Source organism: Clostridium sp. (assembly GCF_050717515.1).
Lineage (GTDB): Bacteria > Bacillota > Clostridia > Clostridiales > Clostridiaceae > Clostridium_AD.
This window is the reverse complement of the sequence record NZ_JBOITL010000022.1, coordinates 71,268-91,778: the sequence shown is the minus strand read 5'-3', so window position 1 is coordinate 91,778 and position 20,511 is coordinate 71,268. Positions and strand designations below refer to the sequence as shown.

Sequence of the window (20,511 nt, the reverse complement as noted above, 5' to 3'; positions counted from 1 at the left end):
GTGGAATTTTTATATAATGATTTTAAAAGGAGATGAGAAAGTTGGAAACAATCACATTGCTTAACAATACACTTGAATACATTGAAAGAAATTTGGACGCAGTACTTAATATAGATGAAATATCAAAAGTTGCATGCTCATCACGATATCACTTTCAGCGTGTTTTTTATGCATTAACAGGATTTACAGTAACTCAGTACATAAGAAATCGCAGACTTACCCTTGCAGCAGAAGAGCTGGTTGCAACAGACAAAAGAGTAGCTGATATAGCATTGAAATATGGTTATGAAAATCCAGAAGCATTTACTAAAGCTTTTAAAAGACTGCATGGAATATCCCCATCGGCTTTAAAAAAACTTAATGGAAAAATCAAAGCTTTTACCAAAATGTCTTTTCAGATATCAATAAAGGGAGAATGCGAAATTATTTATAGAATAGTTGAAAAGGGAGATTTTAAAGTATTTGGTGCAGAATTTGTAACAACGTCGGTTAATGATGCTGCGTATGGGGAGATACCAAAATTTATTAATAAGATTTTTAAAAATGGAACACATGATAGGATAAATGAACTTCTAGGAAACTCCAAAGGCACTTTGTTAAATGGATTTCATTATGGGTTTGAAGAAGATGGAACAAGAAAATATATAATGGGAGCTGAACAGTTCGAAGAAGATATACCAGATGAATTTACTATACTAAAGGTACCAAAACACACATGGGCAGTATTTGAAGGTAATGGAGATGTGCCCAATAATTTAATTATACAAAATATTTGGAGACGTATATATTCAGAATGGTTCCCTTCTTCTGGATTTGAACAAGCAGAGGGTCCATGTATTGAAAAAAACTTTTGGAATGATGAAAAACAGAGTGGATATAAGTGCGAAGTATGGATTCCTATAAGGAGAAAATAGATTAATTAGTATAATATATTTATATCTTGTAAAACCATATATGAAATTCTTATTAAGAAGCTTAGTATGAACGTTGAAGAATGTGTCTATGCTGATTAGGGAATTGAATTATTTAAAGCTACCACAATGTGTGGTAGCTTTTTGTGTAAAGAACAATATAGAAAAATTTAATATCTTTTATATGGAGTATTTAAAGAGTAAAATTAAGCCATAGTGAAGCCTATGTTGCAACAGGGGATTTTGATCAAGCAGATTTGCTTTAAGTTTGTAAACAAAATCAAGTCCAAAATGGAGATGTAATATGAAAAAGAAAAAATATTTTGGTTCATTTTTAAAAAAATACCTTAAAGGTGAAAGAAAAATCATGATATCCCTGGCAATATTTTTTATTGTTAATATCGTGCTTCAAATCGTTGCGCCACAGGTGTTGAGTTATTTTATTGATTCCGCACAATCCGGAAAATCCTTCAAATATATCAGCTTGATAGTTTTGATTTACCTGGTCATAATCATTCTGAAGATGGCTGCGGGCGCATGTGAGTCATATTTTGCACAGTGTTTCGGCTGGAAAATCACCAATTCATTCAGAAAAGATGTATTGGCGCACTTTCTTAAAATAGATATGGAACAACATGAAAAGTGGACAAGCGGTGAGGCGATAACAAGGTTGGATGAAGATGTCGAAGGGCTTTTCTCATACTTTTATACGCTGATTTTCAAGCTGGTAGCAAGCACCGTGTTTATGGTGGTTGCTCTGGCAGTTTTGGCACAGAAAAATCTGTTAATTGCTGTTGTTATGCTGTTGTTTTGTATCGCTACGGTCTGGATTTTTAAGGCCATACAGGATTACGGTACGAAATTATATGTCTGCAGGTCGGCAGCCACTTCTAAATTTAACGGAATCATGAAGGAAAGAATCGACAACGCTGTTGAAATACGAATTAACGCTTCAGAGAAATATTCGCTTCACAGCTTGAAGGTGGCAATGAAAAAGCGGTTTAAGGAAAGCTTTCCTGCGGCAATGATGTATTCAAAACTATGGAGTGTATCAACGATTCTCGATGCTATCGTCACTGTGCTTTCGCTGGGTATTGCAGTTGTGCTGTGGGGCAAAGGTCTTATCACACTGGGAACAGTATATCTCATTTATACATATTCGAAATTGATTTATAACCCGCTTCAGGAGTTCAGAAACAATATAAGTAGTCTGCAAGAGGCAAAAGCCGGGCTTATAAGGGTAAAGGAAATGCTAGACATCGAGAGCGGGATTGCTGAAGGATCGCGAGAAACAAGCGGCAGGGATATCACGCTTACGGTAAAGGATCTGAGTTTCGGGTATTCTGAGGATAATGATGTGCTTCATGATATCTGCTTTGAACTTAAGCGGGGAGAAAGGCTGGGTGTCATGGGCGAGACGGGCTCTGGAAAAACCACGCTGGCGAAGCTTCTGGCAAGATTGTACGAGTTTAAATGCGGTGAGATACTGCTTAGCGGAGTAAGTGTAAAGGAACTGAAAGGCGAAAACCTACACGATACAATTGCGTACTGCACTCAGGAGGTTCAGTTTCTTCACGGAACCTTACGGGACAATATAACATTATATAACGAGGATTTTTCAGACGAGGCGATACATAACGCCATAAAACAGATGGGGCTGGAACAGTGGTTCGGAAAGTTTCCTGAAGCGCTTGACACATATCTTGCGATGGGGGAAAATAATCTATCAGCAGGCGAAGCGCAGCTGATTTCTATAATCCGTTTGTTCTTGAAAGACCCAGCAATCGTTATCCTGGACGAAATTTCCTCGCGGCTGGATTATGTGACTGAGCAGAGAATTCTGTCTGCAATCGACGTTCTTACACTCCACAGAACGGTCATTACCATTGCACATAAACTTTCGGCACTGAGATGGACCGACAACATAATGATACTAAAGGACGGAAAAGTAGTTGAATACGGCAGAAAAGAAGAACTGGAAAAAGATGAATCTGGAAGGTTTTACAGCCTGTGCAAAGCGATGGAAGTTGAATATGGAGGTGAGAACAAATGAAAAAGTCAAGATATTCTAAGCTTTTGCGGCGATTACTAGTTTACAGGCCGTGGATTTTCATTATCAGCCTTCTTTGCAATATATTGATTTTTTCACAAGCCGCAGCAGTGGCATATTTTGTGCGTGAGATTCTGAACACCGTTGAAGCTGGATCACGCAGTGGCGCAAGTGAGCTTCTCGGAGTAAAGCTGTTTCTCGCAGGGATTCTTGGAGTTGCATTGCTGAGAATTGCTGCCATCAAGGTATGTGCAGTAATGGATACTACTCAGAGATTCTATTATGAAAATCTTCTGAGAAACAACATAATGAAAATTATATATAAGCAAAAAAATATCAAAAACATCGCCGGCAGATCAGAAAAGGCGTTTGAGATTGTTGACGATGATGTTCCGGCCTGCGCTTTTCCGGCGGAACTTCTGTCGGAAGTGCTGGGATATGTGGTGTATTCTTTGATTGCCATCGCATCGCTATTGATAATCAACTGGAGAGTAACGATCTATATCTTTATCCCGTTGTCCCTGGCGATACTGATAATCGGCATTGCTTCAAAGAAAATCAAGGAAAACCGTAAGGTTAACCGTGAAATTCACGAGAAGGTAAGCGAGACAATCAGTGACATAGCAAATCTTGTTCAGACAATCAAAGCCTCTGGTGAGAACGACAGCGTTTTGAAGCATTATGAAAAGTTGAATAGAAAAAGGCTTGATGTTGTGCTGAAGGATAAGTTGTTCGAATCAAGCTTGCAGGCTGTAACGGGTAGCACGGTATATATAGGTACTGCTGTCATGTTGCTTGTTGTTGCGAAGAGTATGATGAAGGGAGAGTTTCCCATAGGTGACTTTAGCATGTTCGTGTATTATCTCGGAACTCTTGCAAACTGTGTGGAAAGGATTACGGAGCTAGTGTCGGAAACAAAGCAGGCAGAGGTTTCATATGACCGTATCATTGAACTTGTGGGGAAACGAAGCGAAAATGAGCTGACCGCACATTGCGACTTAAGCGCCTTTAGAGACATCAAAAAATTCGAATATGGATGTATGGAAAGAATGCCACTTACGGAGTTTAATGTAAGAAATCTTACATACTCTCATGATGACAGAAATGGTATATACGATATAAGCTTTACGTTGAAGCAGGGAGAGGTTCTTGTTGTGGCAGGTGGGATTGGTTCGGGAAAATCGACTGTGCTCAATGTTCTGACGGGCGTCGTTCCGAAAGATTCGGGGCAGGTTTTCTGGAACGGTACCGAGATTCAACACCAGAAGGAGTTTTTCGTACCGCCGAATGTTGCATACACGCCACAGATTACAAGAATGTTCAGCGATACGATACGTGAGAATCTGCTGCAGGGCAGACATGCAAGCGAGGTCGAAATCAGCGAAGCCCTGTATAATTCAGTGTTTGAAAGTGATGTTGCCGAAATGGAAAACGGACTTGATACGCTGGCAGGTAGCCGAGGCAACAGACTTTCGGGAGGTCAGAAGCAAAGATTTGCGCTGGCACGAATGTTAATTCATGATGCCGAGCTGTATGTGATGGATGATAGCTCCAGCGCAATTGATATCGAAACGGAAAAGGAATTCTGGAACCGTTTTGAAAAAAATATTGTCAAAAAGAAATTCGCCTGCATAATCGCATCAAACAAAAAGTATGTATTAGATCGGGCGGATAAAATTATATTTTTGAAGGACGGCCATGTCATAGGTTGCGGAAAAGCCGATGAACTGTCAATACGTTGTGAGGAATTCGCTAGGATTTATGAGGGGTGATTCAAAAGCTTGTCTAATATAGAAAAGAAACGAAAACAGAATATAATAGGGGGTAATTATGGAAGGTTTAAAAATTGTAGAATACACTCCAGCCTATGCAGGGGCTATTGCAGAAATGTGGCAGAAGAGTACTGAAGGATTTAATGGGGAAAACTGTAACCAAACAGAGGAAAGTGTACTGGCTGATCATGCAAACTCAACTGACATAAATACATATCTTGCTATACTTGGTGATGAGGTACTTGGGTACTGTGCATTTTCAAAATATTTAAAGGATGAGGGAGCACTACATATTAGACTTTTAAATGCTAGATATGATTGTCATGGAAAGGGAATTGGTAAGGCACTTGTAAAGAAGGCAGTAGAAAGAACTATTGAACTTAAGTGGTCTCGTCTGGATTTATATACATGGCCTGCAAATACAAAAGCAATACCTTTATACAAAAAGTGTGGCTATTTCTTTGAAAATAGGCAGGATACTACTCATCTTATGAATTTCATTCCAACTGTTATGCATACTGAGGCAGTGAAGGACTATTTTAAGGATGCAGATTGGTATAATGACATGAAAAGAACAATAAATATGGAACCAGATGGAAGAGGTGAAAACGGTTTTGACTTTTATGAGTACAACTGGGATAAGAATGGGAAAAAGCTTAGGGTGGAATTTGAAAGAAGGGGTAGAGGGGTAAGACTTATTGAAACAGATGATTATAAGATTTCGCTATCTGCTGATTCGCAAAATCTAATTTTTGGTAGGAGCTACAAGGCTACTTATGAAATTATTAATAAAACAGGTAAACCATTAAATGTTGAAATAATAGGTAAGGATGATAAGAACATTAAATTTTCATTAAATAGAAAAATTGACGTTATAGAAAAAGAAATAGTTGAAGGAGAATTTTATATATCAGAAATGGCGACGGAGTTTGGTAATTTTAAAACTCATCCTGGAGTTGTAGCTGAGGTTGTTATAAATAGTAAGAAAGCACTATTTAAGCTTGGGATAGTTCCTAAATTTCCAGCAAAAATATCCTTAGAATGTGATGACTTAGAGAGATGTAGTGGAGAAAATGTCAATATGTATATTGACATTGAAAGCTACATTAATGAGAATGGAATATTTGAATTTGAGCTTCCTGAATGCAGTGATATAGATTTTTCTAAAAGAATGTTTAAAATCGAATTAGCAAAAAATAAGAAAGTTTCAATACCTGTAGAGTGCTTTTTGAAAAAGCCATCTATTTATGGAGTAGAACTTGCTATTAAGGTAACATTAGAATCAGGGGAAAATATTCAGTTTAAAAAGAATACGGGAGTGATTTTTAGAGGACAAGACTCTGCCTTTGGTGGAGAAATTAATGGCAAATACGTAATTGTAAATGGAGTGTATAAATTAACTCTTGATAAAAATTATAATGGAGTAGAAATATTCGTAGGAGAAAAGAAAAAAGATACCTATATAGTATATCCAAAGCTTGGGATGCCATATTCTGAAGAGTTTAGCAGCGTAATTAACACAAATACAGTAAAATCACGACTTTTTAAAGGAAGAGAAAAGCTCAAGAAGATTATGGATAAGTATGAGGAGTGTGCAAAATGAAAAATGAAACTGATGAAAGAATAAAAAAGGCCCTCCTAAAGGTCACTAAAGAAGCAGTTGAAATTAAGGACAGTATTTGGACTAATATTGATAACGTAGTGGATTATAGGGTTAATGTGGAACCACAAAGATACAGGAAACCTAAACTCAGAGGAACCTGGGTCAGTATCTTAGCCAAAGGGATAGCAGCAGCTGTTCTTCTCATTTTTGTAGCAGTTGGAACACCACCTGGAGTTTCAGCAATAAATAAAGTTAAATCCATACTTGCTCCAAAGAAAAATGTAGTTCAGAGTCTGGAGGGACAGGGCTATAAGAAGGAAGTGACATTGGTAGAAAGCAAAAGTGGATATACAATATATATTGATGAAGACTATTTTAAGGTAGAACATCTAGCAGGCATAGATAAGATTACTCCAAAGAATAAGTCAACGGATTCTAAACTGCCGGAAGTTTATATGGAAATTCAGCAAGTAAGCGGCACTAAACCTCAAGAAATTTATTCCAAACTGGAAAATGAACTTAAAAGCAGTAATATGGTAGTGCGCAACACTGGTAAAGTAAATACCCCAATGAATGCTTTGAGAATTTCAGCTTCAGTAGGTACAAAATGGAATGATAAAATGGTTGTATATTATATTGCCTCTAATAATAAAGGCGGAAGCTTTATTATTAAAGAGCAACTTTTTAATGAGGCAGAAGAAGGCCTTGGAGGCAGGTTTGATAATTCCTTGAAGGAATTTAGGGTGGAAGATTAGTGTTATAATAAAAGTAGGTATTTTAAAAGTAGATATGAATAATATATAAGCCATAAAAATATAGCTATAAACAAATGGAGTAACTATAGATAAAAACAGATAATGCAGTAAAATCAACGGCCAAACAAGAAAAGGTGCTAATCTTTGAAGGAGAGAGCGCTTTTTTTTGTTAACGATATTTTAGCACTAAGGGATATAATAGTAATTAATTAACATATCACGTTTTTTTGTGATAAAATTAGGGTATAAAATTTGGAAGGATGTTTTATATGCTGAAAATCAAAGGTCTATATAAAGAACAAAAGAATAATGTGATAAGAGATATAGATATTAATATAAAAAAAAGTAGTTCTATAAGTATAGAGTGCAGCAATGAAATAAGCGATTTGCTGGTGAATTTGGTTTTAGGAAAAGAAACACCAGCAAAAGGTGAAATATATATAGAAGACGTAAGAAATGACCAGTATCTTAAAACTAATATTTGTAGTATTGGAGTTGTACTAAGAGAAGACACTTTTTATGAGAGGATGACTATAGAGGAATATATGAAGTTTTTCTCTAATATTTTAGGCTTGAAAGTAGATTATAAAGAAATAATGCTTAAGCTTGCGCTCTTAGACATTGGTAATATAAAAATAAAAAACTTGAATTACTCTCAAAGAAGAAGAGTAAGCTTTGCAAGAGAAAGATTAAAACAGCCCAAACTTTTAATATTTCAGGAGCCAATTCTTAATATGGACAGGAATGGAGCTAAAATAATAATAGAAAATATCGAGGAATTACGATCTGTTGGAACGGCTGTGTTAATTACATCTGTGCTTTTTAAAGATACTCTTATGCTTTCTGAAAAGGCTTATAGATTAACTGATGAGGGATTGGACGAGCTTAATAATGACAGAGAAGAAGTTATTAATGATACAGAAGTAGCCCAGGATAAAAATTCAATTTATAAAATTCAAAAAATTTCTGCCAAGGTAGAGGAAAGAACATTGCTGTTTGATCCTAAAGAGATTGACTATGTGGAAAGCGAACAGGGAATTAGCAATTTATACATTAGAGGAGAAAAGTTCCCTTGTACTCTTTCGCTTACAGAGTTAGAGGAGAGATTAAAATATTTTGGGTTTTTCAGATGTCATAGATCTTACCTTGTAAATTTGCAGAGAGTTAAAGAAATGATCACCTGGACAAGGAATAGCTACAGCCTAAGTCTGGATGATAAAGTAAAGAGTTCCATTCCTTTGTCTAAAGGAAGATTAGAGGAACTAAAAACTGTACTAAAATTATGATTTCCTGAAATTTGGTAGAAAAATTGTTCCATTTAGAAAATATATGCTCCAATTAACCCTTAAAAGCTGTCATTCAACCAATAGAATACTCTTTTGGTAGTTATTTTATGGTGGTGATATTTAATTTCTGTAATAATTGAATTATGGAAAACAAAAGGGGGTTTTTAAATTGGAAAATATTATATCTATGAAAAATGTAAGAAAAGATTTTAAAGAAAACACGGCTTTGAAGAATTTAACTTTCAGTATTAAAGAAGGTGAAGTTTTTGGTTTCTTAGGACCAAGTGGATCAGGAAAAACTACTACTATTAAACTATTAACTGCTCAATTAATAACAACTAGTGGTGAGGTTAAGGTGTTTGGAAAAGAGGTATATGCTAATAAAAAATATATTGTTAAAAACATTGGAGTATTATCTGATACTAGTGGAATGTATGATAGGCTATCCGTTTTAGATAATCTTATGCTGTATGCAGATATAAATGCTGTCCCTAAGAAAAATGTTTTGGAAATATTAGAGAAGATAGGTATGAGTGAAACTATAAAAAAAGAAGCTAAAAAGCTTTCAAAGGGTATGAAGCAAAGACTTATGATAGCCAGAGCCGTGCTTCACAAACCAAAATTACTATTCCTAGATGAGCCTACCTCTTCATTAGATCCAGGCACAACTTTAGAGATTCACAAGCTACTTAGAAAGCTTAATGAGGAAGGAACTACTATATTTTTGACCACTCACAACATGGAGGAAGCAGATAAACTCTGTGATAGAGTAGCCTTTTTAAATGCTGGTGAAATAGTGGATATAGGAAATCCGGAAGCTTTAAAACTAAAATACATCAATGATGATATAAAAGTAATTTTGAAGGACAATCATAAAGAAATTATGCTGAAAAATGATGCAGAAGGTGCTTCCAAAATTAAAACTTTGATGGAAGAAGGGCAGCTGCTAGCAATTCATTCATTAGAGCCAAGCTTAGAAAAAATATTCTTAAACCTTACAGGGAGGGAACTATAATGGAATTTTCAACAAGAAGAGTAAAAGCATTGTTTAAGAAGGAAATAAAGGATTTAGGCAAAAACATGAATGTTTTGCTGATGTGCATGCTGCCAATTATGTTTAGCATTATCTATTCAAAGCTATTCGGAGGAAATACATCCAGTGATCAAATAGGAAAGGTAGATATACTAATTATGTGTCTAGGTATGAACCTTACAATGGTATCTAGTTTTGTTATAGCGATGCTGATTGCTGAAGAAAAAGAAAAAAATACTCTTCGAACGCTTATGCTTTCAGGTGTATCACCCTTAGAATTTTTAACTGGAAAGGCGCTGATAACACTTTTGGTGTCGGTAATTATCAATGTAGCAATGTTTTTTATAGTTGGGTTTAATGCCCAGTATTTAGGGAAATATATATTAATAACCACTTTAGTAGTTTTTAGTATGATAGAAATTGGGGCTGTGATTGGAGTGATTGCTCCTAATCAAATGGCTACAGGAGTAGTTGGTATGCCTGTGATTATGATTCTTTTGATGATACCAATATTTGCAAAATTAAATAAAACACTAACAAGAATAGCAGAGTTCCTGCCTAATTATAATATGAACCTAATGCTGGAAAAGGTATTTAAATGTGAAACAATTGGTATTGAGTCCGTCTATAGCCTATGTGTAGTTTTGGTATGGATATTAATTGCTGCAGTTGCGTTTGTTTGCACTTATGATAAAAGGGGATTAGATAAATAACAATGGTTTTCAGTAATATGCTTAAAACATGTAAAATAACAGGTATTCTTAATATTCAAAAGTTGTTGTTTCAACTTTTGAATATTAGGTGACGTAAATGTTAAAATTGAAAGTGCGAACAAGTTCAATAAAGCAGAACTAAAAGATTTTTATAATTGGCATAAAGGTAAATAGTAATTCAATTCAGAAGGGAAGATATCAGATGGATGGAGTGGCAAAATTAATAATACTAAGAGGTAATTCTGGAAGTGGTAAGACTACTACAGGCAAGGCTTTACAAAGAAAATTTGGACATGGTACAATGCTAATTTCACAAGATGTCGTTAGAAGAGAAATGCTATTTGTGAAAGATGGAGCCAATCCAGAAGCGAGTAAGTTATTGTTGGAACTTGCAATATACGGAAAAAGCCATTGCAATATAGTAATTTTGGAAGGTATTTTAAATTCAAAGTGGTATAAAAAATTATTTGAAAATTTACTTAATAAATTCAACAACCAAATTTGTGCATATTACTTTGATATACCTTTTGAAGAAACTTTAAATCGTCATAAACAAAAGCCTAATGTACATGAATTTGGAGAAAAGGAAATGAGAAAATGGTGGAATGAAAAAGATTTATTGGATATCATTCCTGAAATATGCCTGCATAAAGAATTAATGTTAAATGAAATAGTGGATATAATCTATCAAGATGTTATAAAGTAAGTAATAAATTTCAAATGATTTTAGCTTAAGTTATGTCGTATTTTTCATAAGTTGCATCACAACTGTAGATAAGTGCAAAGCAACTTGAGCAGGCTAGAATTTAGAAATGAAGTGGAAAATTAAAATTATCATACATAAAGAGGTAAAAAAATGAAAGTAGATAGATTACTTGCAATTACAATGCTTTTAATAAACAAACATAAGGTCACGGCGAGTGAACTTGCGGAGTATTTTGAAGTATCGGTGAGAACAATACATCGAGATATGGAGTCAATTTGCAAAGCTGGTATACCCATAATTTCTTGCCAAGGAAAAAATGGTGGCTATTCCATAATGGAAAACTATAAGGTGGACAAAAACTTTTTAAAGGAAGATGAAATATTGTCATTAGTTACGGCATTAAAAGGAATTAATAAAACTTATGAGGATAAAAATATAGGAAATATTATTGAAAAAGTATGCGGGTTGATACCAAAAAAAAGTATTGAGAATTTTAATAAAAGAAGGAATTATTTTATTGTAGATTTTACACCATGGGGTGAAAGTAATACTCAAAAGAGAAAAATTCAAGAATTAAGGCCTGCGTTAGAAGAAAATAAACTAGTTTCATTTTGCTACACTAATTTAAATGGAGTGCAAACGGAAAGATGTATAGAACCAATGTCTTTAGTTCTAAAAATATCTTCTTGGTATTTGTATGGATATTGCAGGTATAGAGAGGATTATAGATTATTTAAATTATCAAAAATGAAAAAACTAACTATTTTAGAACAGTTTTTTAAACAAAGAGAAAAGACATTAACTGAAGTACCCTTTGAGAACGGATGGAACAATGATAGAATTCAGCACATAGTAATGAAATTCACACAAAAGGTAAGATCAAAGGTTGATGATTATTTTGATGAGGAGCAAATGGTCCTTACTAAGGAGGGGGATATAATAGTAACAGTAGATTATCCTGAAGATGAATGGGTTTATAGTACAGTTTTAAGCTTTGGAAGTGAAGTTGAAGTAATTGAGCCTGCTCATATAAGAAAAATTATTAAAGAAAGGGCAGAAAAAATTTGTGATATATATAAGTCATAATCAAAGAAATAAATAAAAAATTTTAATTTATAATTAAACAGGACATATTGTTGTCATGTTTGTTTAGTTATAATAAAAATATAATAATCAAATGCAAAGTTAAGCATTTGTATGTTGAAAGGGGATAATATCATGGAAAATTCAATTTGTCAAAGCTGCGGTATGCCTATGAATTCTAAGGAGGTTTTTGGTACAAATAGTGACGGAACTCCTAATACTGATTATTGCACTTACTGTTACCAAAAAGGAAATTTCACTTCAGTAAACATAACTATGGAAGAAGAAATTGAGATTTGCGTTCCTTTTATGAAGGAAGATGGAATGGATGAAGACGAAGCAAGGGAGCTTTTGAAAAAAACTTTTCCTAAGCTTAAAAGATGGGAAAAATAATAGCGATTATTTCAAAATTGTGAAACTTAATAAAGAATAGAAAAATGGTACCACATATAATATGACATAATGTTGTCAGATTATATGTGGTATCATTTAATGAAATAAAGGGAGAATTATTATGGAACTTATTCAGATAACAAAAAACAATATAGATAAAGAACATATATGTTGTGCTATTGCTGAAAAAAAAGGGGAATGTTGTGCTAAGTCTAAAAAAGACTGGCTTAAAGAACGATTTAAAGACGGACTTATTTTTAAAAAAGCAAATGTAAGAGGTAAAGTGTTTATTGAATATATACCTGGTGAAAAAGCTTGGTATCCAATTAACGCAGATGAATATATGGTTATTGATTGCTTTTGGGTTTCTGGACAATATAAAGGAAAAGGAATATCAAATCTATTAATAGATGAATGTATTAAAGATAGTAAATTTATAGGAAAAAAAGGAATTGCTGTACTTTCATCAAAAGATAAAATTCCATATCTAAGTGATGGAAAACATTTGAAATATAAAGGGTTTAAAGTAGCTGACACTGCCAAGCCATATTATGAACTTTTGTATCTTCCCTTTGAAGAAGGTGTAGAAAAACCATCTTTTAAAAATTGTGCCAAAGAAAGCAAAATTTTAGAAGATGGGTTGGTAGTATATTATTCCAATCAATGTCCACATACAGAAAAATATGTTCAAATAATAAAAGAAATAGCTAATAAGCGAAGTGTTGAATTAACTATACATAAATATGAAAATTTAGTTAGTGCAAAAAATGCACCATCACCATTTACAACATATAGCTTTTTCTTTAATGGTGAATTTGTAACAAATGAAATCTTATCAGAAAAGAAATTTATTAAATTTCTTGATGAAAATAGCCTGTGATATTTCACCACTTGACCTTCGCCTAAGGTAAAGGTTTATACTATAATTAAGTTAGAGATTAAGCTTAAAACTTACCTTCTAAAAAATCTATTGGTATGAGGTGGAGAAGTGGAAATAAAGTATAGTATTAAAGAAGTGGCAGAATTGTTTAATATAACAACAAATAAGATTAGATTTTACGAGAAAAAGGGGCTAATAATAGCTGCGCGGGATGAGGAAAATAATTATCGCTATTATACAGATAAGGACTTAATAAAATTACAGACCATTCTTATGTATAGAATATTAAATATACCTATAGAAGATATAGAAGATATATTGAAGAATGATTATAAGAATAATGTATTAAATCATTTTTATAAGCAGTGGGAAATTATAAACAATGAAGTTCATAGAGCAAAACTGATTCAAAGTTCTCTGGAAGAAATAATGGATACAATCTATGATGCAAATGATGAAAAATATCATATAAGCATTATTGAATCCATTAAAAAGATGAATGAAATATATAAAATAAAAGAAAACTGGAAGGATAAATGGGATTTTGATGGATGGGCAAAAAACTATGATAAAGATGTAAAAAGAGATATAGGTAGTTTGAAAATTTATAAAAACTATGAAGTGATTTTAGATACGATTTTTAAAAAAGCAACCAGGGATATAGATAAAGAAGTTGAAATATTAGAAATAGGTGTGGGCACCGGTAATCTTGCAAATCGATTTTTAACACAAGGATTTCATATCACAGGACTAGATCAATCTAGGGAAATGCTAAATGTGGCAAAAGAAAAATTTCCAAAGCTAAAACTGAGACTAGGAGAATTTTTAAAGATTCCCTTTGAAAATAATACTTTTGATATTATTGTATCCACCTATGCATTCCATCACTTGAATGAAGTGGAAAAGGGAATTGCCATTAAGGAAATGCTAAGGATTTTAAAGAATGATGGAAAGATAATAATTGGAGACCTTATGTTTGAAAATGAAAATCAAAAGCAAGAAATCATGAAAAGTCTAACAAAAAAACAAATTGATGAAATTGAAGACGAGTATTATTCAAACATTGAGTTATTACAAAATGAATTTGGAAAGTATGGTAAAAGGTTAAATGTGTCTCAAATTGATGAGTTCAATTTTGTAGTTCAAGTAGCCTGAATAGTAAGCTCAATCGTTCTCTTTCGAAAACACCCCTGGGATGTTTATTTTTATAAGTATGTAAAAATAAACAAATAAAGTAGACACAGGTAAATGCCTGTGTCTACTTTATTTGGGCTCCGAAACCTTATACAATGGTAATGTTACGGTAAGGTAAATCGATAGTTGAAAAAATAGAATAATGGTAAAGTAGTGTAAGAGATAAACAAGGAGTGATAAAGATGAATACGATATTAAAAGTTAAAGATATTGAAAAAAGTATATGGAAATAAAGGAAATGCTACCAAAAGTTATGGTACTTATGGGGGTTAGTAGGCTATTGTTTTATTATACAGCTTCTAGTGTAATTATTGTTGTGATGATTATTAAACATAGAAAAAACAAAAAAAATTATCAAAGAGAATATTGCGCCTTAGTTAATTTATAACAAATCTTAAGTAATTATTACAAATTGTAAAATAACTTGAAAATTAGAAAATTATGTTATAACATTAACATGATTGAGGTTTTATGAAAAGTAGTAAGGGTGGCACTACTATTTTATTTTAATACTATAAAATTAATATTGGAGTGACGCAATGTTTAAATTAATTTTAAGAAAAATAAAGAGCAATTTTTTTCATTATTTTTTAATATATATAGGTTATTTTTCAGCTATATTAGTGATTTCATTTGGATTTACTTTTTTAAAATGTAGCAAAGATATAAATATTGACTATACAAATGGTAAATTAAGCCACCAACAGTTGATTACCGTTAATATTAATAAAGATTTAAATAACATATATTATGATAAATTAACGAATATTTTAAAAAAGCATTCAAAAACAATAGCAATCAGAATAGACGGTTTAATGGCAGAAAAAGCTGGTGGAGGTGGCGTGTGGCAAATCCCAATTCAACCAGTACTATTTGATGAAACACCGGAATGGATTCCCACAATTACTCGCGGACGATACTTAAACCCACATGAAAGTAAGTCAAAAGCTAAAATCGCTGTTATAGGTACTGGTGTAGAAGCTAATAAAATAAGTGAAAATAACTATATTAATTTAGGCGGAGAAAAATTTGAAATTATAGGTACTGCAGGTAAGTTACGTAATTTTTCTAATTATCTAGGTTCTGTTTTTATTCCATTAGAATCTTTGCCTGATAAAATGAAAAAAAATATAAAAACAATTAACATATACTTATTGAAAAACAATGATAATTGTAAAAATGAAATGAATGAAATATTAAATGATGTTAATAAGTTACCCAATATAAAGGCAGCCCAAGTTGAAATAGGCGAAAACTTATCTCAGTTTTATACTACGGTGTCAATAACTACAGTTGTAAGTTGTTTAATTATATTAGTATCTGTAAGTAATATAATTATTTTAGTGTTTTATTTAATGTTAAAAAACAAAAAAAATATTTTAATTAGTATTGCTTTAGGTGCAAACAGAAAAATAATTTGGAAACAAATATTTATCGAACTTATATTAGTATCATTATGTGCTATTGTTTCTGCATTTATAGTTGCAAATTTATTAACGCCATTTGTTAAAAACAATTTCACAAATATTTTAAATATACAAGATATGCAATTTAGTTATTTAAATATAATAGTAACTTCTTTAGCTACTGTTATAATGAGTTTTTTAATATCAATAATAAGTGTGAAAAAGTTTTTCAAGTTAAATCTTATAACAGAATTAAAAGGGGAGTAGTATGTTTAGATTACGAGTATTGATTAAATCTATAACAAAGCAAGGTATAAAGTTTAAATTAGTTTTTTTTCAATTAATTATAGTATTTATATCTTTAAATTTTGCTTTTACTTTAATAAATAAAAACATAGAAGTAAAAAATAACATTAATAAACTAGTTAATAAAGATACATCAGCACTACTTAAAATTTCAGTAGGTTCACAAAATGAAGATCCTCTGAATTCAATTAATAAAATACATGAACAAATTTCAAAAAATAAAATGGTTGATAAAATAGGAAGTTATTGTATAGACGAAGTTAAAGTCGATCAAAGCGAGATTAATGCTGTTTTTTTCAATAGAGGTGCTATTGATTTATATAATATCGATATTTGTAAAGGTAGCAATAAAATTTTCAGTTACAAAAAAATCCAAAATGAGCTTCCAATTATAATTAGTAATAATTTATCAAACAAATGGGATGTAGGTGATGTAATTACTGCTAAAATGCAGCAAAATAACCGACCAAAAGATTTCAAATTAAAAGTTATAGGAATAACAAATAAAAATGCTGTTTTTTGGAATTCTAGGATAGGTGATAAATCATCGATTACTTCTTTAAAAAATTCTATTATTATACCATTTGATAAACCATACTTTTTTGATGAGAGTATTGATATTAGAATGAAATCTCGTAACACTGTTGTTTCAACAAAAAAAATGAAGGACTTAAATGAATTTATAACTTATTTTTCAAAACTTAAGTATAGTAATACATCACTTGAATTTTTTAAAGTTAATGAATTGATAATTCAAATATATAGGATTAGCAAACCTTGGATTATGATGACATTAACATTCTCATTTTTATTATCTGTTTTATCATGCATAGGATTTATAGGTATATTAATAAGCTACATTACTTTTAGAAAGAGAGAATATGGAATTAGATTCGCATTAGGATCAACAAGTAAAGAATTATCAAGATTAGTATGTGGAGAAATATCTTTGTCACTGTTTATAACTAATTTTATATCTATTCTTATTCTAATTGTTACAAATTATGTAGTAAAAATGGACTTAAACACATTATTAATTATTAAATCTAGTATACCTTCTTTTATCATTTCTATTACTCTAGTTTTTATAACATTTTTAATATATAAATCCAATATATTAAAGAAAAATATTGTTGATTTAATAAGGGGGAATTAATTTTGAGTTATATAAAATTAGTAGAAATTGTAAAAAAATATGGAGATGGAGAGGAAACTCTTTATGCGTTAAATAAGGTTAATTTAAGTATAGAAAAAGGGGACATGCTAGCAATTATAGGAACATCAGGCTCTGGGAAATCTACATTGTTAAATTTGATTGGATGTCTAGACAACAGTACTAGTGGAAAATTTGAATTTGATGGTAAAGATATTACAAATTATAATGATAAAGAATTAGCTATAATAAGAAACACTAAAATGGGATTTATATTTCAAAATTTTTCTTTGATTACAGAATATAATGTTATTGAAAATGTTGAATTACCTCTTATATATAGAAACCTACTTTTAGGTAAAAGTAAACAATTAAGCAAAACTAAAATAAAAGAATTGGCAATAGAGTCTTTAAAAAAAGTTGGTATGGATGAGTCTATAAATAAAAAAATCACTCAATTATCCGGTGGACAACAGCAAAGAGTTGCAATAGCAAGAGCTTTAGTTAATAAACCAGATATAATTTTAGCTGATGAACCAACAGGTGCATTAGATAAAAATAATAGTTTAAACATTATTAATATATTAAAAAATATTAATGATACAAGTAATACCACAGTAATTCTTGTTACTCATAACGAACAACTTGCAAGCTTTTGCAAAAAAACTATTATAATAGAAGATGGTATTATTGTAAAACAGTAATTGTTACTATTTTCAGTCTCTGATTCATGCATTAATTGGATTTATAATATTGCTTAGGTGATAGCCCAAATTCTTTTTTAAAGGCCCGTACAAAGCTAGAATAATCCCCAAAGCCACATTGCGCGCAAACCTCTCCAGATTGCATGCCACTTTTTATAAGATTGGCAGCCTTTATAACTCTCTTTTTTAGAATATAGCTATATAAGGTGTAGCCTGTCTCTTCTTTAAATAAGTGCATCAAGTAATATTTATTTAAATAAAATGCTTTTGAAAGCATGTCTATAGATAAATCCCTATCTAGATTTGAATTTATAAAGCTCAGGATAGCTTCTATTCTAGGGTCATATTTAATGTCATCAATATTTTCATGTATATCCATTCCAAGAAATAATCTATTTATTTTTACCATGAACTGAATAAATAAAGCATTTCTTAATATAGTGCTACCGAAAGCCACATCTTGCATCTCTTGTTCAATGTCAGCTAGGTTTTGTTTTAATGAAGTTATATGGTCATTGGTTAATCTAATAAGGTTGAGCTTTCGCTCAGATGCCAATTGAAAACAACTTAGTAAATCACAGTTGTTTTTATTATGGCCTTCTAAAAACAATGGATTTAGCCACAATATCATTCTTACGTAAGGCACAGTTGGGCTTATTATTGGTAGATGAAGGTCATTTTTACCAACTAACAATATATCCCAAGGTTTTAGCTTATAAGACTTTCCTTCAATTATATATGTAACTTCTCCTGAAATAAAAACAATTATTTTATTAAAATCATGGTAGTGAATTTCAAATTCATTTTTTTTCTGATCTTTTAGATTAAAGAAAAGAAAATCTTCATTAAGGTACCCTCTTTTTATATTTTGCGTAGAATCATTATTATCCATATAAACACCTCAGATATTAATATTATAGCACTTTATGCAAGATATTAAGCATTATCTACAATAAAAATAGTAAATCTGTGGCATATAATAATTATTAGGAACTAATGGTAAATATTGCAGCATCGAAGATGATGAACAGCTGCAGCAGATGATAATTTAATAGGAGGAAGTAGTATGAAATTGTATGAGTTATTAAAAGGAATAGATCATGAGATATTAGTGGGGGATCTCAATTTGGAGGTATGCAATATAACTTGGGATTCAAGGAAAGTAGATAGCAGTTCACTTTTTATTGCAGTAAAAAATAAAAATATAGATAGACACAATTTTGCATTAGAGGCTATAAACAATGGTGCTATAGCATTGGTTGTAGAATATGAAATTCCCAATATACCAGGAAATATTACAGTCATTAAAGTTAAAAAAGCAAGAAAATCAATGGCTATAATAGCTCAAAACTACTATGAAAATCCAACAGAAAAACTAAAAATCATAGGTGTTACAGGTACCAATGGAAAAACTTCAGTTAGCTATTTTATATCAAAAATACTTGAAACGTTTCAGATTAAATGTGGAATTATTGGTACTATAGAAAATGCTATTTCAAGGCAAAAATTGAAAACGGAAAAGTTGAATCCAACTACACCTGATTCCATCGAGCTTCAAGGATCCTTTGCAGAAATGCTGTGTTATGGAGCAACCCATGCAGCTATAGAGGTAAGCTCCAGTGCATTATCTCAAGATAGAGTCTATGGATGTGAATTTGATGTTGGTGTATTTACAAATTTAACTCAAGATCATTTAGAAGAGCATGGAACTATGGAGAATTATAAAAATGCTAAGTTAAAGCTTTTTCAGATGTGTAAAAAAGCAGTAATAAATATAGATGATGCAGTTGCAATTGACATAAGGGCCACCTCAAATTGTGAGATTATAACTTATGGTATAGAGAATGCCTGTGATTTTAGAGCAACAAATATCAATTATACAAGTAGTGGCATGAATTTTAAACTTGATCATAATGGCGAAATTAGAGAAGTTAAGCTTAATATACCAGGAAGATTTAGTGTGTATAATGCATTGGCTGCAATTGCAAGTTGCTATTGCCTAGGTCTAAATTTAGATGACATAATAAAGGGTGTTAGGGCGCTGAAGGGGGTACCGGGAAGATTCCAAGCCATACCAAATAGTAAAGGCATTTTAACTATAGTAGACTATGCCCATTCACCAGATGGACTAGAAAATATACTAACCTCAGTTAAGGAAATTACTAAAGGTAGAATAATTTTAGTTTTTGGTTGTGGTGGCAATAGAGACATAGGTAAAAGACCAATAATGGGTGAAATAGCAGGAAGGTATAGTGACTACTGTGTTATTACTTCAGATAATCCTAGAGTGGAAAAGCCAAACTTGATAATTGCGGATATTGAGATAGGAGTGGCTAAAACCAGTTGTAGCTATGAAAAAATAGAGGATAGAAAGCAAGCGATTTTTAAAGCACTTAGTATGGCAGAAGGCGATGATACGGTTATAATTGCAGGAAAGGGACATGAGGATTATCAAATATTAAAGGAGGAAACTATACATTTTAGTGACGAGGAAGTGGTTGAAAAATATTTTTTAAGTCGTTAATTGCAGCATCGCAGATGATGATTTAATATAAAAAGGGGC

The 20,511-nt window shown here is 31.8% G+C and carries 19 protein-coding genes; 18 read left to right on the top strand and 1 reads right to left on the bottom strand.

Annotated features, from left to right (window positions below; all coding sequences use genetic code 11):
- Nucleotides 1–32 precede the first annotated feature (32 nt).
- The 17 genes from ACREV6_RS07480 to ACREV6_RS07400 all read left to right on the top strand — a co-directional run bounded on the left by ACREV6_RS07480 (nt 33) and on the right by ACREV6_RS07400 (nt 17,948).
- Entirely contained in the window at nt 33–914 is an 882-nt protein-coding gene (locus ACREV6_RS07480) for an AraC family transcriptional regulator (protein WP_431577385.1), read from the top strand.
- A gap of 301 nt (nt 915–1,215) precedes the next feature.
- Nucleotides 1,216–2,964, top strand: coding sequence for an ABC transporter ATP-binding protein (locus tag ACREV6_RS07475; RefSeq protein ID WP_431577384.1), 1,749 nt, complete (start codon nt 1,216–1,218; stop codon nt 2,962–2,964).
- Nucleotides 2,961–4,733, top strand: a complete 1,773-nt coding sequence (locus tag ACREV6_RS07470; RefSeq protein WP_431577383.1) for an ATP-binding cassette domain-containing protein — start codon at nt 2,961–2,963, stop codon at nt 4,731–4,733. Before ACREV6_RS07475 ends, ACREV6_RS07470 begins: the two co-directional genes overlap by 4 nt.
- A gap of 58 nt (nt 4,734–4,791) precedes the next feature.
- Nucleotides 4,792–6,336 (top strand): GNAT family N-acetyltransferase, encoded by a 1,545-nt coding sequence (locus tag ACREV6_RS07465; protein ID WP_431577382.1) that lies wholly within the window; start codon nt 4,792–4,794, stop codon nt 6,334–6,336.
- Nucleotides 6,333–7,091 carry a hypothetical protein gene (locus ACREV6_RS07460; RefSeq protein ID WP_431577381.1) on the top strand — a complete coding sequence of 253 codons (759 nt, stop codon included), beginning with the start codon at nt 6,333–6,335 and terminating at the stop codon, nt 7,089–7,091. Before ACREV6_RS07465 ends, ACREV6_RS07460 begins: the two co-directional genes overlap by 4 nt.
- Before the next feature lie 269 nt (nt 7,092–7,360).
- Entirely contained in the window at nt 7,361–8,377 is a 1,017-nt protein-coding gene (locus ACREV6_RS07455; protein WP_431577380.1) for a LytTR family transcriptional regulator DNA-binding domain-containing protein, read from the top strand.
- Nucleotides 8,378–8,546: 169 nt separating this feature from the next.
- Nucleotides 8,547–9,392 carry an ABC transporter ATP-binding protein gene (locus tag ACREV6_RS07450; RefSeq protein WP_431577379.1) on the top strand — a complete coding sequence of 282 codons (846 nt, stop codon included), beginning with the start codon at nt 8,547–8,549 and terminating at the stop codon, nt 9,390–9,392.
- The gene (locus ACREV6_RS07445) at nt 9,392–10,123 is read left to right on the top strand and encodes an ABC transporter permease (protein ID WP_431577378.1); all 732 of its coding nucleotides are present in this window, start codon (nt 9,392–9,394) and stop codon (nt 10,121–10,123) included. The genes ACREV6_RS07450 and ACREV6_RS07445 overlap by 1 nt, the downstream gene beginning before the upstream one ends.
- Before the next feature lie 202 nt (nt 10,124–10,325).
- A complete protein-coding gene (locus ACREV6_RS07440) occupies nt 10,326–10,829 on the top strand; it encodes a kinase (protein ID WP_431577377.1) in 504 nt (167 codons plus the stop codon).
- A 150-nt stretch (nt 10,830–10,979) separates the two neighbouring features.
- The gene (locus ACREV6_RS07435) at nt 10,980–11,915 is read left to right on the top strand and encodes a helix-turn-helix transcriptional regulator (protein WP_431577376.1); all 936 of its coding nucleotides are present in this window, start codon (nt 10,980–10,982) and stop codon (nt 11,913–11,915) included.
- A 132-nt stretch (nt 11,916–12,047) separates the two neighbouring features.
- Nucleotides 12,048–12,305 (top strand): zinc ribbon domain-containing protein, encoded by a 258-nt coding sequence (locus tag ACREV6_RS07430; protein WP_431577375.1) that lies wholly within the window; start codon nt 12,048–12,050, stop codon nt 12,303–12,305.
- 121 nt (nt 12,306–12,426) lie between these two features.
- Nucleotides 12,427–13,185, top strand: coding sequence for an N-acetyltransferase (locus tag ACREV6_RS07425; protein ID WP_431577374.1), 759 nt, complete (start codon nt 12,427–12,429; stop codon nt 13,183–13,185).
- A 108-nt stretch (nt 13,186–13,293) separates the two neighbouring features.
- Nucleotides 13,294–14,340: a MerR family transcriptional regulator gene (locus ACREV6_RS07420; protein WP_431577373.1), complete on the top strand. Its 1,047-nt coding sequence runs from the start codon at nt 13,294–13,296 to the stop codon at nt 14,338–14,340.
- A gap of 262 nt (nt 14,341–14,602) precedes the next feature.
- The gene (locus ACREV6_RS07415) at nt 14,603–14,767 is read left to right on the top strand and encodes a hypothetical protein (RefSeq protein WP_431577372.1); all 165 of its coding nucleotides are present in this window, start codon (nt 14,603–14,605) and stop codon (nt 14,765–14,767) included.
- 151 nt (nt 14,768–14,918) lie between these two features.
- Nucleotides 14,919–16,052 (top strand): ABC transporter permease, encoded by a 1,134-nt coding sequence (locus ACREV6_RS07410; protein ID WP_431577371.1) that lies wholly within the window; start codon nt 14,919–14,921, stop codon nt 16,050–16,052.
- Nucleotide 16,053: 1 nt separating this feature from the next.
- Complete coding sequence (locus ACREV6_RS07405; RefSeq protein WP_431577370.1) at nt 16,054–17,247, top strand: ABC transporter permease; 1,194 nt, start codon at nt 16,054–16,056, stop codon at nt 17,245–17,247.
- A gap of 2 nt (nt 17,248–17,249) precedes the next feature.
- Entirely contained in the window at nt 17,250–17,948 is a 699-nt protein-coding gene (locus ACREV6_RS07400) for an ABC transporter ATP-binding protein (RefSeq protein ID WP_431577369.1), read from the top strand.
- A gap of 31 nt (nt 17,949–17,979) precedes the next feature.
- Here ACREV6_RS07400 and ACREV6_RS07395 read toward each other — a convergent pair whose 3' ends face one another.
- Nucleotides 17,980–18,840, bottom strand: a complete 861-nt coding sequence (locus tag ACREV6_RS07395) for an AraC family transcriptional regulator (RefSeq protein ID WP_431577368.1) — start codon at nt 18,838–18,840, stop codon at nt 17,980–17,982.
- Between the two features lie 174 nt (nt 18,841–19,014).
- Between ACREV6_RS07395 and ACREV6_RS07390 the strand changes: the two genes are divergently transcribed.
- A complete protein-coding gene (locus ACREV6_RS07390) occupies nt 19,015–20,472 on the top strand; it encodes a UDP-N-acetylmuramoyl-L-alanyl-D-glutamate--2,6-diaminopimelate ligase (protein WP_431577367.1) in 1,458 nt (485 codons plus the stop codon).
- The last annotated feature ends 39 nt before the right edge of the window (nt 20,473–20,511 follow it).

What these genes read in the sequence shown, in the direction of transcription:
- ACREV6_RS07480 (WP_431577385.1), top strand. Translation starts at nt 33, where the DNA reads ATGAGAAAGTTGGAAACAATCACATTGCTTAACAATACACTTGAATAC.
- ACREV6_RS07475 (WP_431577384.1), top strand. Translation starts at nt 1,216, where the DNA reads ATGAAAAAGAAAAAATATTTTGGTTCATTTTTAAAAAAATACCTTAAA.
- ACREV6_RS07470 (WP_431577383.1), top strand. Translation starts at nt 2,961, where the DNA reads ATGAAAAAGTCAAGATATTCTAAGCTTTTGCGGCGATTACTAGTTTAC.
- ACREV6_RS07465 (WP_431577382.1), top strand. Translation starts at nt 4,792, where the DNA reads ATGGAAGGTTTAAAAATTGTAGAATACACTCCAGCCTATGCAGGGGCT.
- ACREV6_RS07460 (WP_431577381.1), top strand. Translation starts at nt 6,333, where the DNA reads ATGAAAAATGAAACTGATGAAAGAATAAAAAAGGCCCTCCTAAAGGTC.
- ACREV6_RS07455 (WP_431577380.1), top strand. Translation starts at nt 7,361, where the DNA reads ATGCTGAAAATCAAAGGTCTATATAAAGAACAAAAGAATAATGTGATA.
- ACREV6_RS07445 (WP_431577378.1), top strand. Translation starts at nt 9,392, where the DNA reads ATGGAATTTTCAACAAGAAGAGTAAAAGCATTGTTTAAGAAGGAAATA.
- ACREV6_RS07440 (WP_431577377.1), top strand. Translation starts at nt 10,326, where the DNA reads ATGGATGGAGTGGCAAAATTAATAATACTAAGAGGTAATTCTGGAAGT.
- ACREV6_RS07435 (WP_431577376.1), top strand. Translation starts at nt 10,980, where the DNA reads ATGAAAGTAGATAGATTACTTGCAATTACAATGCTTTTAATAAACAAA.
- ACREV6_RS07430 (WP_431577375.1), top strand. Translation starts at nt 12,048, where the DNA reads ATGGAAAATTCAATTTGTCAAAGCTGCGGTATGCCTATGAATTCTAAG.
- ACREV6_RS07425 (WP_431577374.1), top strand. Translation starts at nt 12,427, where the DNA reads ATGGAACTTATTCAGATAACAAAAAACAATATAGATAAAGAACATATA.
- ACREV6_RS07415 (WP_431577372.1), top strand. Translation starts at nt 14,603, where the DNA reads ATGGAAATAAAGGAAATGCTACCAAAAGTTATGGTACTTATGGGGGTT.
- ACREV6_RS07410 (WP_431577371.1), top strand. Translation starts at nt 14,919, where the DNA reads ATGTTTAAATTAATTTTAAGAAAAATAAAGAGCAATTTTTTTCATTAT.
- ACREV6_RS07405 (WP_431577370.1), top strand. Translation starts at nt 16,054, where the DNA reads ATGTTTAGATTACGAGTATTGATTAAATCTATAACAAAGCAAGGTATA.
- ACREV6_RS07395 (WP_431577368.1), bottom strand. Translation starts at nt 18,840, where the DNA reads ATGGATAATAATGATTCTACGCAAAATATAAAAAGAGGGTACCTTAAT.
- ACREV6_RS07390 (WP_431577367.1), top strand. Translation starts at nt 19,015, where the DNA reads ATGAAATTGTATGAGTTATTAAAAGGAATAGATCATGAGATATTAGTG.